11 protein-coding genes and 1 tRNA gene are annotated in these 15059 nt (G+C 63.0%); 8 read left to right on the top strand and 4 right to left on the bottom strand.

Annotation, left to right across the window (positions count from 1 at the left end):
• Positions 1–57: 57 nt before the first annotated feature.
• Positions 58–1089 carry a LacI family DNA-binding transcriptional regulator gene (locus FHW96_RS16470; protein ID WP_172341673.1) on the bottom strand — a complete coding sequence of 344 codons (1032 nt, stop codon included), beginning with the start codon at positions 1087–1089 and terminating at the stop codon, positions 58–60.
• Between the two features lie 165 nt (positions 1090–1254).
• Between FHW96_RS16470 and FHW96_RS16475 the strand changes: the two genes are divergently transcribed.
• The 6 genes from FHW96_RS16475 to FHW96_RS16500 all read left to right on the top strand — a co-directional run bounded on the left by FHW96_RS16475 (position 1255) and on the right by FHW96_RS16500 (position 12400).
• Positions 1255–1941, top strand: coding sequence for a response regulator transcription factor (locus FHW96_RS16475; RefSeq protein ID WP_172341674.1), 687 nt, complete (start codon positions 1255–1257; stop codon positions 1939–1941).
• Positions 1929–3296 carry a sensor histidine kinase KdpD gene (locus FHW96_RS16480; RefSeq protein ID WP_172341675.1) on the top strand — a complete coding sequence of 456 codons (1368 nt, stop codon included), beginning with the start codon at positions 1929–1931 and terminating at the stop codon, positions 3294–3296. The genes FHW96_RS16475 and FHW96_RS16480 overlap by 13 nt, the downstream gene beginning before the upstream one ends.
• 242 nt (positions 3297–3538) lie before the next feature.
• The gene (locus FHW96_RS16485; protein ID WP_172341676.1) at positions 3539–6037 is read left to right on the top strand and encodes a TonB-dependent receptor; all 2499 of its coding nucleotides are present in this window, start codon (positions 3539–3541) and stop codon (positions 6035–6037) included.
• 312 nt (positions 6038–6349) lie between these two features.
• Positions 6350–8260, top strand: a complete 1911-nt coding sequence (locus tag FHW96_RS16490; protein WP_172341677.1) for a bifunctional diguanylate cyclase/phosphodiesterase — start codon at positions 6350–6352, stop codon at positions 8258–8260.
• Between the two features lie 79 nt (positions 8261–8339).
• Complete coding sequence (locus FHW96_RS16495; RefSeq protein ID WP_172341678.1) at positions 8340–9812, top strand: hypothetical protein; 1473 nt, start codon at positions 8340–8342, stop codon at positions 9810–9812.
• A 278-nt stretch (positions 9813–10090) separates the two neighbouring features.
• Positions 10091–12400 carry a TonB-dependent receptor gene (locus FHW96_RS16500; protein ID WP_172341679.1) on the top strand — a complete coding sequence of 770 codons (2310 nt, stop codon included), beginning with the start codon at positions 10091–10093 and terminating at the stop codon, positions 12398–12400.
• A 147-nt stretch (positions 12401–12547) separates the two neighbouring features.
• Here FHW96_RS16500 and FHW96_RS16505 read toward each other — a convergent pair.
• The 3 genes from FHW96_RS16505 to aguB form a co-directional block, all read right to left on the bottom strand.
• Positions 12548–12623: transfer RNA gene (locus FHW96_RS16505), tRNA-Lys, on the bottom strand.
• Positions 12624–12649: 26 nt separating this feature from the next.
• The gene (gene folK / locus FHW96_RS16510; RefSeq protein ID WP_253951022.1) at positions 12650–13168 is read right to left on the bottom strand and encodes a 2-amino-4-hydroxy-6-hydroxymethyldihydropteridine diphosphokinase; all 519 of its coding nucleotides are present in this window, start codon (positions 13166–13168) and stop codon (positions 12650–12652) included.
• Positions 13152–14024, bottom strand: a complete 873-nt coding sequence (gene aguB, locus FHW96_RS16515) for an N-carbamoylputrescine amidase (protein WP_172341681.1) — start codon at positions 14022–14024, stop codon at positions 13152–13154. The genes folK and aguB overlap by 17 nt, the downstream gene beginning before the upstream one ends.
• Positions 14025–14121: 97 nt before the next feature.
• Between aguB and msrA the strand changes: the two genes are divergently transcribed.
• The gene (gene msrA / locus FHW96_RS16520; RefSeq protein ID WP_172341682.1) at positions 14122–14652 is read left to right on the top strand and encodes a peptide-methionine (S)-S-oxide reductase MsrA; all 531 of its coding nucleotides are present in this window, start codon (positions 14122–14124) and stop codon (positions 14650–14652) included.
• Positions 14653–14750: 98 nt separating this feature from the next.
• Positions 14751–15056: a hypothetical protein gene (locus FHW96_RS16525; protein ID WP_172341683.1), complete on the top strand. Its 306-nt coding sequence runs from the start codon at positions 14751–14753 to the stop codon at positions 15054–15056.
• Positions 15057–15059: the final 3 nt, after the last annotated feature.

Consider the following 15059-nt stretch of genomic DNA (forward strand, 5'->3'; position numbering starts at 1 on the left):
GCATAATGCTGCATCCAGAGGCCGGACAGACGAGAGCACCTGACTACGTGCCAGATCTCATTTAACGCTTGCTTCTTTTGGGGCGTCCACAGACGACATTCGCACCACCAGTTCCGGCGCCATAATCACACTCTGCGTATCTTCGCCCGCGACCCTGCGCATCAACATGTCCACCAGATGCTCGGCCCCCGCGACCAGATCCTGACTGATCGTGGTCAGGCTGGGCACGGTATGTTCGGAGAGCGGGAGATTGTCATAGCCCACCACGCGCACATCGCCCGGCACCGACAAGCCTACTTCGGAGAGCGCCCGCAACGCCGTCATAGCGATCACATCGGAGGCAGCCACGATCCCATCGGGCCGGTGCGCCGCCTCGCCCAGATAGCGGCCAATATCAGCATAGGCGAGTTCTGCCACCAGATGAGCCGGCACCACCTTGGCCGGTTCCAGCCCCGCCTGCGCCAACGCGGCCTGCACCCCATTCAGCCGCTGGGCTATTTCCAGCGCGCGCGGATCACCGAAAAAGGCGATCTTGCGGCACCCTTGCTCAATCAGATGCCGCGCCGCCATCTGCCCACCCAGATGGTTGTCGCTGCCCACGCTGCAATGGACCTGTGCTTCATTATGCCCGCCCCAGACCACCAGCGGGCGATAGTCGCGCGCCACTTCGTCCAGCGTTGCGGCCTGATCCGACTGGCCCAGCACGATCAGCCCATCCACCCGGCCCGAAGTTGCCACCCTTTCCAGCCAGCCGGTATCCTGCGGAATCACCCGGCTGAGCAGCAGGTCATAGCCCCGCGCGGTCAATGTATCGGCCAACATCCCCAGCATGGTGATGAAGAAGGGATCGGAAATCGGCTGCCCCGCCTCATGGCCCAGCGGGATCAGCACACCGATCGCCCCGGTCTTTTGAATGCGCAGGTTGCGCGCCATCACATTGGGCCGAAACCCATATTCGCGCGCCAAAGCCTGAATGCGATCGCGGGTTGCGCGGCTGATCAGTTCGGACCCGGCCAGCGCGCGCGACACCGTACCGGCCGACACCCCGGCCAAATCGGCCAGTTCCTTGATGTTCCTAACCCTCTGCATGGCTTTTCCCACCCTGTCCCCAACGCCAACTCATCAGTAAATCGGCCCCTTGGCAAGCAAAAGCGCGGTTTTGCGCCGCGCGGCATAGGCAAAGAAAATGCGCGTCTGTGGCCCCGCGCCCGGGCGCATCCGCGAAAATGTCATAAAACCGTCGCATCAGGGGCCATGATTCAAAAACCTGTTCTTGTTGTCGAGGATGATCCGATCATCGCGGGCGTCATCTGCCGCAATCTGGCGGCATGGGGCCATCCCTCGCTCCATGCGCTGACCGGGCGCGAGGCGCTGGCGCTTGAGCGCGAGGGCACGGTGGGCGCGATCATTCTGGACCGGATGCTGCCCGACATCGGCGGGATAGAGATCCTGTCGCAATGGCGCGCTTCGGGATGCAACACGCCGGTGCTGATGCTTTCCGCGCTGGGTTCGGTGCAGGACCGGGTCGAGGGGCTGAAAGCGGGGGCCGACGACTATCTGACCAAGCCCTTTGACGATGCCGAACTGGAGGCGCGCCTTGCCGCCATCTGTCGGCGCAATCAGCGCAAGGGCGAGGATCTGGCCGTGGGGCGGCTGCGGCTGGACAATGCCGCGCACCGGGCCTTTCTGGGCGATGCGGGCATTGACCTCAACCGCAAGCAGTTTTCGATGCTGGCCTATCTGATGCGCCATGCCGACAGGGTGGTAACGCGGGCCATGCTGCTCGAAAATGTCTGGGGCTATGCCTTTGATCCGGCCACCAATATCGTGGAAAGCAACCTGTCGCGCCTGCGCGGGCGGCTTCAGGCGCTGGGCTGCGACGCGGTCGAGACGCTGCGCGGCGAAGGCTATGTTCTGCGTTCGGCCAAATGCGGGGCCTGACGTTTCTGGCCCAGCCGCGCATCGGGCGGCTGGCGGGACAATTCGGGCTGGCCTTTGCGCTGGCGATGGCGGGCGCGGGCGCCCTGCTCTACTGGCAGGCGCGCGCGCAGATTGACGATGAAGTCGAAACCTCGCTGCGCCGCGAACAGGGGCGCATTCTGGTGCCCGGCGCGCCGCAGGACACCGCCAGCATCGCCCGCCGCCTGAGCGCGATCACCGGCGGGCGCGTCATCAGCGACAAGGGGCATATGCTGCTGGCCCCCGATGGCCGCGCGATATGGGGCCGGATCGAGATGGCCCCGCCTCCCCCCGGCTTTGCCGATGTGCGTTTCCGCGATGGCCGCCCCGACTGGCGCGAGGGCCATGCGCTGACCGCACGGCTGCCCGACGGCGCGCGGCTGGTCATCATCGAACATTCCGAGGCGGTGGAGAATATCCACGCCATGCTGCCGCGCACCGCGCTCATTCTGGTCATCATCAGCATCGTCGTGGGCAGCGGAGCGGCATGGGTCTTTTCCGCGCTGATCGCCCAGCGCCTTGCCCGCACGATGGCCGCCGCCGATGCGCTGGCGCGCGGCGATCTGAGCCGGCGCATTCCCGATGCAGGGCTGGACGGCGTATTTGCGCAGCAGGTGGCGGGGCTGAACCGCATGATCGAGCGCATGGCCGATATGGTCCACAGCCAGCGCCAGTTCGCCAGCCATCTGGCCCATGACCTGCGCACACCGCTGACGCGCCTGCGCGCGCTGCTGCAGGCCGACATGGCACATACGGACGAGGCAGGGCGGCAATTGCTGGAACGGGCCGAGCGCGAATGCCGCTCGATCATCGCCATTTTCGACGCGCTGCTGCGCCTGTCCGAAATCGAGGCGGGGCGCCATCCCACCGCCATGGCCCCGTTGCCGCTGGCCCCGATCATCGAGGATGTGGCCGAAACCATGGAGCCGGTGATTGCCGATGCGGGCAGCAGGCTGGAGATGGGCGCCCTGTTTCCCGCCACGATCCGGGGCGATGTCGGGCTGGTTCACCAATTGCTGGTCAATCTGCTCGACAATGTGGCGCTGCACACGCCCGCGCAGACCTGCGCCACCATCGGGCTGAGCATCGCAGACGACGAGGCGATCATCACCATCGCCGACAATGGCCCCGGTATTGCAGAGGCCCAGCGCGATCGGGTGATGCAGCCCTTTGAACGGGGCTCGGCCTCGAATCGGCCCGGCAGCGGGCTGGGGCTGGCGATTGCGGATGCCATCATGCGTTTTCATGACGGATCGCTCGAACTGGCCGACAATGGGCCGGGGCTGGCAGTGCGTCTGCGTTTTCCCCTGCTTCAGACGGGTCTGACTACATTCTAAATTTGCAATCTTGCCCGCTTTGGCCCCCTGACCCGGCGCTTCGTCACATATCCGTCATCGCCCGCACCTAACCGCCGCTCGTGTCCGGCGGGTTCTAAGGATCGGGCAAAACGACAGCATGGAACGGCCTTCATTGCGCACGCCCGGATTTCAGGCGGCGATGGCGGCTGCCTGCCCGGTTTGCCTGCCCGGTTTGAACGCCCGCCGCCGAAATCGAGATCATATCGTTCAAGGGGCCAAACATGAGCAAACATTCCCTCCAGACGCTGCTGGCGACCAGCACCGCGCTTGCCGTCTGCCTGATCGCCAACGTGGGCTTTGCCGTGGCCGCCGAAGTTCCGGCTGCCGAAGTGCCCGCCGCCGCTGTGGCCGCCGATGATCAGTCTACCTCGGCCAATCAGGCCGGGCAGGCCAATGACCGCCAGTCGCTGACCACCTCGGACATCATCGTAACCGGCTCGCGCACCGCCGAAGCCGCCCCGCTGACCGCCTCGCTGACCACCACCCAGCCGCAGGCCGCGATCAGCCGCGAATTCATCGACAATGCCAATGCCGCCTCGGACTTCAACGAGCTGATCGCGCTGACACCGGGCGTGTCGATTTCGGGCACCGGCAACGGTCAGGGCTTTTCCGAAACCAAGGCGGTGATCCGCGGTTTTCAGGATGGCGAATATAACGTCACCTATGACAGCATCCCCTTTGCCGACACCAACAACCCCACACACCACTCGACCTCGTTCTTCCCCTCGACCACGATTGAAACCGTGGTGGTCGACCGCGGGCCGGGCAATGCCAGCCAGTTGGGTCAGGCCACCTATGGCGGCAACATCAACATGTATTCGCGCGCGGTTTCCGACAAGCAGGGCGTGATGGGCGAGGCACTGCTGGGCAACTGGAACAGCTTTATCGGCCGCGCCGAGGTGCAGACCGGCAAGATCGACAAGTGGAACGGCGCCAAATTCGCGCTGGCGGGCCAGTATCTGAAGTCGGACGGCGCGCTGACCAATTCGCCGGTGATGTCGAAGAACCTGTTCTTCAAGGGCGTGATCCCCATCGGCGCGTCGAACAAGCTGACCATCATGTCGACTTGGAACCGCAATTATTACTATCAGTCGGATGTGCTGAAGGGTTCGACCTGCGGCTATGCGCAATCGGGCTATGCCACGCTCAAGGCAGTCAATTGCTCGGCCACCTCGAACATCGGCATGTACGGCCTGAATTATGGCATGGGCGGTGATCCGACCAAGCAGGATTACTGGAAGTATAACCGCACCGACAAGACCACCGATTTCTCGTATCTGCGCCTGCAAAGCGATCTGTCCGAGCACCTGAGCCTCGACAACCGTGTCTATATGTATGGCTATACCAACAACACGATGAGCGGGAACACCAGCACGGTGGTCACCGGCTTTTCGGGCGCGGGTACGGCCACCTCGCCCTATAAGGCGGTTACCGACGCCAGCCAGATCCCCGGCTATAACAAGATGAACAAGTATCGCGTGATCGGCTATATCGGTCAGGCGGATTACACATTCGGCTTCGGCAAGGCCAAGGTCGGCGGCTGGTACGAACATGCCAACACCTGGCGCCACACCTGGGATTTCAGCTGGACCACCGGCCTGCCCAGCTATGACCAGAAGTTCTACAGCGGCGTGGCCAGCACGCTGGGCTATCCCTCGACCGCGCTGGCCAACATCAAGTATGAGCAGAATTCGAGCTGGGATCAGTTCCAGCTTTTCGGCGAACTCGAACTGCGCCCGGTCAGCAATCTGGCGATCACGCCCGGCGTGAAATATGTGAACTTCAAGCGCGGCGTGAATGCGATGGTCAATGCCGACTCGTATCGCTCGCCCGCCAACACCTCGGCCACATGGACCAAGGCGCTGCCCTTCGGCACGATCAACTGGCAACCCAAGACCAACTGGTCCTTCTATGGCCAGTATGCGCAGGGCATGTATGTGCCCGATCTGTCGAGCTTCTATACGCCTTCGTATGACGCGGCCACCGCGGCCCAGTCGAACACCGTGGCCGCCGCCGTCAAGCCGCAGACCAGCACCAATTATCAGGTCGGCACCGTGTGGCACGGCCGCAAGGTCTCGGTCGATCTGGACGGCTATATCATCAACGTAAACAACAAGATCGCCAGCGCCACCGACACCACCGCCTTCTCTGGCACTTTGGTCAACATCGGCACCGTTCATTACAAGGGCGTCGAGGGTCAGATCGCCTATATGCCCATCGAGGGCCTGACCGTGTTCGGCAATGGTTCGTATAACTATGCCCACTCCGGCACCACCAATGCCCAGGTCGCCAAGGCGCCCTTCAGCACGGCGGCGGCCGGCTTCATCTACAAGCACAAGGGCCTGCGGGTGTCCTTCAGCCAGAAGTTCACCGGCCCGCAATATGCCACCGAACTGTTCAGCGTGAAGAGCTCGGCCAATGGCGTGCCCACCGCCATCACGCAATATTCAACCACCGACGGCGTGCGCCTCTATCGCATCAGCCCCTATTCCACCGGCGAATTTGCCATCAGCCAGGAAATCGGAGAACACTTCCGCATCGGCGCCACCGTGTCGAACGTGTTCAACAGCCGCGCGATCACGGCGGTTTCCAACGCTTCGACGGGCGCTGCCACCACCACCAGCGGCACGACCACCTATCAGACCAGCTATGGCACGGCTGACCAGTTCAGCTTCCTGCCCCCGCGCTCGTTCATGGTCGATGTCCGCGTGAAATATTGATGAAAGCGGTACGGCGGACCGGTTAAGGCCATAGCCCGCCAATTACGTTCATTCGAAAACAAAACCCCTGCCCCGGCAACGGCGCAGGGGTTTTGCGTTGTGGAACCTGCGTTTTACACGGGGGCTTTACTGGACACCTTACCCATCTTCATCCAATGTCATCCGCGCTTTAACCTAGGCCTGCACTATAGGCCTTTTCATTCATGGGGGCCCATGATGCGTTCAATCTGGCTGGCTCGCATGGAAAGGAAAGGGCGCTTGGGATTTTTGCGTCTGATCCGGTGGTTCGCGGATGTCGGAACCGATCCGGACATGGCTGTTTCTCAGGCGGCGAATCTGCAAAGGCAGGTTCCGCTCCTTTATGGCCTGCTGCTTATCAACTCGATGGCCGTGGCCATCACCCATCGCACACAGGCTCCCCTGTCGCTGACGCTGAGCGCGCCGGGAATGCTGTTCACGATCACCATCATTCGGATGATCCACTGGCTGCGCTCGTCGCGCACCGGCCTGCCCAGCCCGGAAGAAGCCAAGCGCCAGTTGCGTCTGGTCACGATGGTGGCGGCGCCGATGGCGGCGGCCTATGCCGGATGGTCGCTGTCTCTTGCCCCTTATGGCGGGCCGTTTGAACAGGCCCATGTGGCGCTTTATATCTCCACCACGGTCATCGGCTGCATCTTCTGTCTGGTGGTCCTGCCGCAGGCCGCGCTGCTGGTGGCGCTTTCGGTGCTGCCTGCCTTCATCATCTTCTGTTTCAGCAAACGCCTGCTCACCTTTGCCACCATCGGCATCAATGTCGCGCTGGTGCTGGCGGTGCTGCTGCGGGTTCTGTTCAACGGGTTTGAGCATTTCCGCAAACAGGTGAAATCGGGCAGCCTGCTGGCAACCCAGCATCATGAATTGCAACGGCTGAACGAGGAAAACCGCAGGCTGGCGATGACCGACAGTCTGACCGGCCTGCCCAACCGGCGCCAGTTCTATGCCGATCTGGATGCATGGACCGATCAGAACACCGGCCTGCCCTTTGCGGTGGGAGTGCTGGATTTGGACCGGTTCAAGCCGATCAACGACACCTATGGCCATCAGGTCGGCGACCGGCTGCTGGAAGCCATCGGGCGACGGTTGCGGGCCACCGCCGGACCTTCGGTGCAGGTCTATCGACTGGGCGGGGATGAATTCGGGCTGATCGACACACAGGTCGCTGATTTCGCGCGCACCTGCGAACGCCTGCTGCAACAGGTTCGCGCGCCGCTGCGGATCGGCGAGATCGTGCTCTCGGTGGGCGGCTCGCTGGGCGTGGCGCAATATCCCGATGCCGGGACCAAGGCGGCCGATCTGTTCGACCGGGCCGATTATGCACTCTATCATGCCAAGCATGTCCATGGCGGCGGGGTCTGCCTGTTCACGCCCAGCCTTGAAACCGCCGTGCGCGCCGACCGCGCCATCGAGGCCGCGCTTCAGGCCAGTTCCTTTGAGGAGGAATTGTCCATCGTCCTCCAGCCCATCGTCGAACTGGCCAGCGGGCGGCTGAGCGCCGTCGAGGTGCTGGCTCGATGGTCCAATCCGATGCTGGGCGAGATTTCCGCGATGGAATTCATCGCCATTGCCGAACGTTCAACCGCGATCCATTCGATCACCCGCGCGGTGTTCAAAAAGGGGCTGAAGGCCGCACGGCAATTGCCCGAGAGCGTGGCCGTGTCCTTCAACATTTCGGCCTGCGACCTCACCTCGGCCAGCACGCTGGCCTTTATCCGCGACGAGATCGCATCGGCGGGCATCACCCCGCGCCGTATCTGGATTGAGGTGACCGAAACCGCCGTGATGCGCAATGCCGATGCCGCAGCGCAAGCCCTTCAGGCGTTTCGCGACCTTGGCGTGGGCATCGCGCTCGACGATTTCGGCACCGGCTATTCCAGCCTCGGCTATGTTCAGCGCCTGCCGCTCGACAAGGTCAAGATCGACCGCAGCTTTGTCGGCGCGCTGGGCACCCAAGAGGGCGGCACGATCACCTCGGCGGTCATCACCCTTTGCCACACCATCGGCCTGACCTGTGTGGCCGAAGGCGTCGAAACCGAGGCCCAGCGCCGGACGCTGGCCGAGGCGGGCTGCGAACATGCACAGGGCTATCTATTCAGCAAACCCCTGCCGCTGGCCGAACTCCTGCTGCGCTGCGCCGATGCGCAGGCCTCATGGCTGGATTCCGGCCGCCGGACCGCCGTCGCCTGACGGTTTGCGCACCTCACACGCATTAACCTTATTTGCGCAAGCCCTGCCCTATGCTGGTGCTATGGATGGGAATGATGCCTTGGCGGAAGGGAATGGCGGACTTTCGCTGCGCTGGCTGATGCTGGCCCTGCTGGGGCTGCTTGGCCTGATGCAGATTGGCCTGTGGGCCTTTCTGGGCCTGCCGCTGTGGTGGTGGCTGGCGGGCGGCGGGCTGGGCCTGGCGGCAATAGCGGGCGTGGCCCGCGCGACGGGTTGGGGCGGCCATATTGGATGGCGCGATCTGGCCGTCTGCGCGGCGGTGGCCATGGCGGTGCTGCTGTTGGGGGGCGAAGGGCGGCTGACCTATGCCAACACCGATTGGCAGGTGCGACTTGCGGTGCTGCGCGATCTGACGCTCAATCCATGGCCGTTTGCCTATGAGGTTGCGGGCGGGCCGATGGTGCTGCGCGCGCCGCTGGGCATGTATCTGGGGCCTGCGCTGACGGGCAATGCCCATGCCGCCGAATGGGCCTTGTGGGCGCAAAACAGCCTGTTGCTGACGCTGGTGCTGGGCGCCGGATCAACGCTGTTCGACGGCGGGCGGGCCAAGGCCATCGGTCTTGCGGTCTTTCTGGGTTTCAGCGGCATGGACATTGTCGGTCAGGCACTGGCAGGCCAGCCCCTGAACCTGCATCTGGAGCAATGGGCGGGGTTTCAGTTCAGCGCCCACATCACGCAAATGTTCTGGGTGCCCCAACATGGTCTGGCGGGCTGGATCTTTGCGGCGGCCTATCTGGCATGGCGGCGGGGCAAGGCGCCGCGCATCGTGATGGCGGTGATGGTGCCGTTTCTGCCTCTGCTCTCGCCGCTGGCGGCGATGGGATGCGTGCCCTTTGCGCTTCATGCCTATGGCCGGTCGCTGTTTTCGCGCGATGTCATCTGGGCAGGATTGGCGGCGGTGGCCGCGCTGCCGGGGCTGGCCTATCTGGTGGCAGCGGGCGATTCGGTCGGCGCCTCGGCCACGCCTTTGCCTTTGCACTCCTATCCGATCTTCATCCTGCTGGAGATTGGCGCCTATCTGTTGGCTTTGCGGCTGCGACCCTCGTCTGGGGTCTATGGCGCGGCCACGGCGTGGATCGTGGTTGCCTCGCTCTTGCTGATCCCCTTTGGCCGGGTGGGCGGCGGCATGGATTTCGCCATGCGCGCCAGCATTCCGGCGCTGGCCGTTCTGGCGGTGCTGATCGCGGACATTCTGGTGCAATCCAAAAAAGATTCCGCCTGGGGCCCGGCGAAAAGGGTCGCGCTTGTCGGATTAACCATCGGGTTGGCCACCCCGATAGGCGAAATCTCCCGTGCCATCGCATGGCCGCATGCGCCTGAAGTGGCTTGCGGCTATTACGGCGTGGTGCCGTCGGGCGCGGCCACCTATGTCGCCCCGCTGGCGCGTTTCCTGCCCGTGATCCGGCCCGGCGTGGTTTTGCGCCGCCCCCACGATCCCGCTTCCTGCTGGCAAGGCCCATGGCCCGACGCGGTCACCGGACAGAACGCGCAGACCCATCCCGGACGCGGATAGAAGGTTCGCGAAGGGTTGATCCGTTAACCCTCAAAACCCCTTGTGCCGTTGCACAAATGATACGCTGTTGCAGCAAAGCGACGCAATCGCGCCAAAATATCGCTGCAAATCCGGCCAATGCTCCTAATTCGCGACAGGAATGTCACAATTCTGGGTCAAGCCTGCCGACGCCATGGCGGGACGGGCCACTGGAATCATTGTGTCATTTCACCCAAGGGCGCCGATGCAAACTGGCGAAGCGCCCTGTCAGGTTTTCAAATTTGTTGAGGGAGCAATCCATGAAAACGTCGCTTCAAACAGCCGCGATCTCGCGCCGGGCTCTGGCTCTGGCCGGTCTGATCGCGCTGGCCCCGATCCATGCGCAGGCCGCCGAAGCAGCCGAGGCCGCCAATGACCCCAACGTCATCGTCGTGACCGCGCAGCGCCGCAGCGAAAATCTCCAGAACGTGCCGATCAGCGTGGCCGTGCTGCGCAGCGACGATCTGACAGGCCCGCGCGCGGGCGGTGGCGATTCCCTGCTCAGCCTGTCGGGCAAAGTGCCCAGCCTTTATGTGGAATCGACCACCGGCCGCATTTTCCCGCGTTTCTACATTCGCGGCCTTGGCAATGTCGACTTCTACCTCGGCGCCAGCCAGCCTGTGTCGATCATCCAGGACGATGTGGTGCTTGAGCATGTCGTGCTCAAATCGAACCCGGTCTATGACGTGGCGCAGGTCGAAGTGCTGCGCGGGCCGCAGGGCTCGCTCTTTGGCCGCAACACGACGGCGGGCATCATCAAATTCGACAATGCCAAGCCCACCAAGGACTGGACCAGCCATATCGACGCCAGCTGGGGCAGCTATAACACGCAGAGCGTAGAAGCCGCCCTGTCCGGCCCCATCGCCAAGGACGGCACGGTCACCTTCCGCCTCTCCTCGCTTTATCAGCACCGCGACAACTGGGTGACCAACACCTATACCGGCGTCAGCGCCGATGGCACCGTGGGCGGCGGAAAGACGCTGGGCCGCTTTACCGAGAATGACACCCGGTTCCAGCTGCAATTCGACCCCAGCTCCGACACCAGCATCAACCTGACCACCAATTACCGCGCCTATCAGGGCACCTCGACCCTGTTCTATCGCGGCTCGCTGGCCAAGGGCAGCAACAAGACCGTGGCGGGATGGAACCAGAAGCAGGTTGCCTATGACGAGGCACAGAATAACCCGCAGAACTATTCCACCTATGGTCAGACGCTGCGCGTGCGCCACGATTACGGCAATGTCACGCTTACCTCGATCACGTCCTATCAGGGCGCAGATGGCTGGTCGCGGGGCGATACCGATGGCGGGGCGGCGGTCAATTTCCCCTTCAACGGCGCGGCCAACGGCTATGGCCAGTCGCAGGGCCGCCTGCGCGGGCTTGACCAGTGGACGCAGGAAGTCCGTCTGGCCAGCAAGGACAATGCGCGCTTCAAGTGGCAGGTGGGCGGCATCTATTTCGATGCGCGCGACGACACCGAATTCGACCAGCGCGGCTTTTTCGTCGCCAACAGCCCGCAGTATAATCCCAACAACTGGGTGCTGCTGCACAATATCAACACCAGCTGGGGCGTGTTCGGTCAGGCTTCGTACAAGCTGGACGATCGCCTGACGGTGACGGGCGGCATCCGCGTGAGCAATGACACGAAGAAGACCGCGCTGCTGAAAACCGCCAATACGGCGGCGGGCGCCTCGACCTATACGGGCCGCACCTATGTGCGTCTGGCCGACACCCAGCCGAGCTGGGATCTGAGCCTGCTGTATAAGGCCGGCGATGATGTGAACCTCTACGCCCGCGTGGCGCGCGGTTTCCGCGGCCCGACCATTCAGGGGCGCTCGGCGGTGTTCAATTCCGATTTCACCACCGCAGGCAGCGAAACCAACACCAGCTGGGAAGCGGGCATCAAGACCACCGGTCTTGGCGGCGCACTGCATTTCAACCTCACCGGCTTCTACTACACCGTCAACAACATCCAGTTGAACGGCAATGACAGCAACGGCAATGGCGTGCTGTTCAACGCCAACAAGGCGGTGGGCTATGGCGGCGAGGCCGATCTGAGCCTGAAGGCGGGCAATCTGACGCTCAGCTCGGGCCTGTCGCTGCTGCACACCGAAATCAAGGACAGCAATGTCTATGCCCAGACCTGCGGGCTGAACGGGGTGCAGGTCTGCACCGTGTATAACACCGGCGGATTCACCAAGGGGACAGGCACCGGCACGTCCTATTTCGTGCCGATCAACGGCAACCCGCTGCCCAATGCGCCCACCTATAACCTGAACCTGTCGGCCCGCTATGACGTGCCGCTGGGCAATGGGGCCAAGCTCTATGCGGCGGGCGACTGGAACATTCAGGGCAAGACCAGCTTTGTCCTGTATCGCAGCGCCGAATTCACCGCCAATGGCAACAATGAACTGGGCGCGCGCATCGGCTATGCCGCCCCGCATTACGAGATTGCGGCTTTTGCCCGCAATCTGCTCAACAAGCACAATCTGATCGGCGTGATCGAGAACTATATGGCGGGCGTGTACAACGAACCGCGCATCTTCGGCGTAGCGCTCAGCCTGCGCTGAGATCCGGCGCTAAGACTACAGGAAAGCCGGGGTGGGTTTAGGCCCGCCCCGGCATTTTTTTTCGACAGGGGGACGATGCGCACGCCGGACATGACGCGGCCCTCCCCTGCGGGGGAAATCAAGCCTCTGTCTGAATTATGGAATTGGTGGTGAGCCCATCTGGATTCGAACCAGAGACCTACTGATTAAAAGTCAGTTGCTCTACCGACTGAGCTATGGGCCCCCATATGTGCGGCTGAAAGCGAAGCTTCAGGCGCCGGGTCGCGGTTCCCTAGGGGCGCGAAGGCTCCGGGTCAAGCGGCTGTGTAACTGTTTGATGCTAAAACCTGTGCGCGGATCGCGCCAGTTGGGGACAAGTGCCATCATCGGACGCAAAACAAAGTCGCGCAGCCGAAACGCGGCATGGGGCACGCAAAGCCCGGCAGAGCGCCATTCTCCCCCGCCCCACAGCACGATATCAAGGTCGAGCACCCGCGAACCCCAGCGTTTTCCGCCGCGCCGCCCGAATTCGCGCTCGATGGATTTGAGCTGCGCCAGCATCGCAGGCGGCGACAGGTCGGACCGCACCAGCACCGCCCCATTGGCATAGCGCCGCAAGGATGGCCCCAACGGCGCGCTGCGAATCACCGGCGCCATCGCCTCGACCCCCAGCCCTGCCTTTCCCAGCGCGGACACGGCGGCCTGCAACACGCGCTCTGGCCCGCCATGGCGCGCATGGCGGACGTTCGAGCCGAGCGCGATCACATAGAGGTCAGATGTCCTGCGCAAGGCGGCCATAGAGCTGGGGCCTGCGGTCGCGGAAAAAGCCCATGCCGGCCCGGTGCGTGGCCGCCCGCGCCAGATCGAGCGTTTGAACCAGCACGCCGGTTTCGCCCGCGCCGAATTCGGCCGTCAGATCGCCCCATTCGTCGCTGATGAAACTGTGGCCGTAATAGGATTGCTCCGGCCCGCCATAGGCCGCCTCGGCGCCGATGCGGTTGGCGGCGATCACAGGCATGCAATTGCTGACGGCATGGCCCTGCATCGCGCGGCGCCACATGCGGCTGGTGTCCAGATCGGCGTTATAAGGCTCGGTGCCGATGGCGGTAGGATAGAACAACACCTCGGCGCCCATCAGCGCCATCGCCCGCGCGCATTCGGGATACCACTGGTCCCAGCAGATGCCCACGCCGATACGCGTGCCGAATACGTCCCACACTTTGAAACCGGTGTTGCCAGGGCGGAAATAGTATTTTTCCTCATAGCCCGGCCCGTCGGGAATGTGGCTCTTGCGATAGGTGCCCATGATCTGCCCATCGGCGTCGATCATGGCCAGCGTATTGTAATAATGGTGCCCGTCGCGCTCAAAGAAGCTGGTGGGGATCGCCACTTTCAGCTTGCGCGCCAGTTCCTGCATCGCGATCACGCTGGGATGCTCCGCCGCCGGGCGGGCAAGGGCAAAGAGCGCCTCATCCTCGACCGTGCAGAAATAGGGCGAGGAAAACAGTTCGGGCGGAAGGATGATCTGCGCACCCCGCGCGGCGGCCTGTTCCACCAGCGCGACGGTGGCCGCGATATTCTGCGCCTCATCCTGGCTGCCCAGCGCCAGTTGCAGCGCGGCGACGGTGATCTTGCGTTCGGTCATGGCGGCTTCCTATGTCGGGGGCGGCGATAAGTCCACCATTGCAGGCGGCGCGATCATCCCTATCTAGTGTCCATTCGCGAAAGATTGGAGAATAGGCATGGCCCAGCAGGCAATTGTCGCAGGCGGCTGTTTCTGGTGCGTCGAAGCGGTGTTTCGACAACTGGCCGGGGTCAGGAATGTGGAAAGCGGCTATATTGGCGGCGCGGTGGAAAATCCCACCTACAAACAAGTGTGCAGCGGCGCGACCGGCCATGCCGAGGCAATCCGCATAACCTTCGATCCGGCGGTTCTGTCCTATGGCGCGCTGCTCGACGTGTTTTTTGCAACCCATGACCCCACCCAGCTCAACCGGCAGGGCAATGACGTGGGCACGCAGTATCGCAGCGCGATCTTCCCTCTCGATGCCGTACAAAGCGCCGAGGCCGAAACCGCGATACTGCGCGCGCAAAAGGACTGGCCCGCCCCCATCGTCACCACGATCGAGCCCATTGCGCCATGGTATCCGGCCGAGGACTACCATCAGGATTACTGGGTGGGTGAAGGCCAGCGCAATCCCTATTGCCTTGCCGTGATCCCGCCCAAGCTGGCCAAGCTGAAGAAGGGATTTGCGGACAGGTTGAAGGGGTAAGGCCAATCGGTAAAGCCGATTGCAAAAATCATCTTTGATCGATTTCCCGATTTATTGATCCATGGGATCAGGCCTCACCCCAATGAGAGGCCGGTTCCATGTTCGCCATCCTGCATCATATCCTCACCGCCCTGCGCATCCTGCACAACCGGATGTTCCCGGTTGACGGGATCGATCTGCTGATGCGGCTTGATGTGGTCGGCTATGAAGGGCTTGGCCCCGGCGATCTGGCCGATTTGGGGCCGGAAGGCATGGCCACGGCGCTGCTCTGGCTCTCGGCGCTGTCCTCCGAAGGGTTGGTCGAACAGATGGTCGAGGGCCGCTATTGCCTGACCGGGCGCGGCCATCAGGCGCTCGGCCTGATGGCGCAGGCGGCGGATAAATCCGCCACGCTGATCCTTTGACCG

Origin of the sequence: Novosphingobium sp. SG751A, from assembly GCF_013149295.1 — a bacterium.
Classification (GTDB): domain Bacteria; phylum Pseudomonadota; class Alphaproteobacteria; order Sphingomonadales; family Sphingomonadaceae; genus Novosphingobium.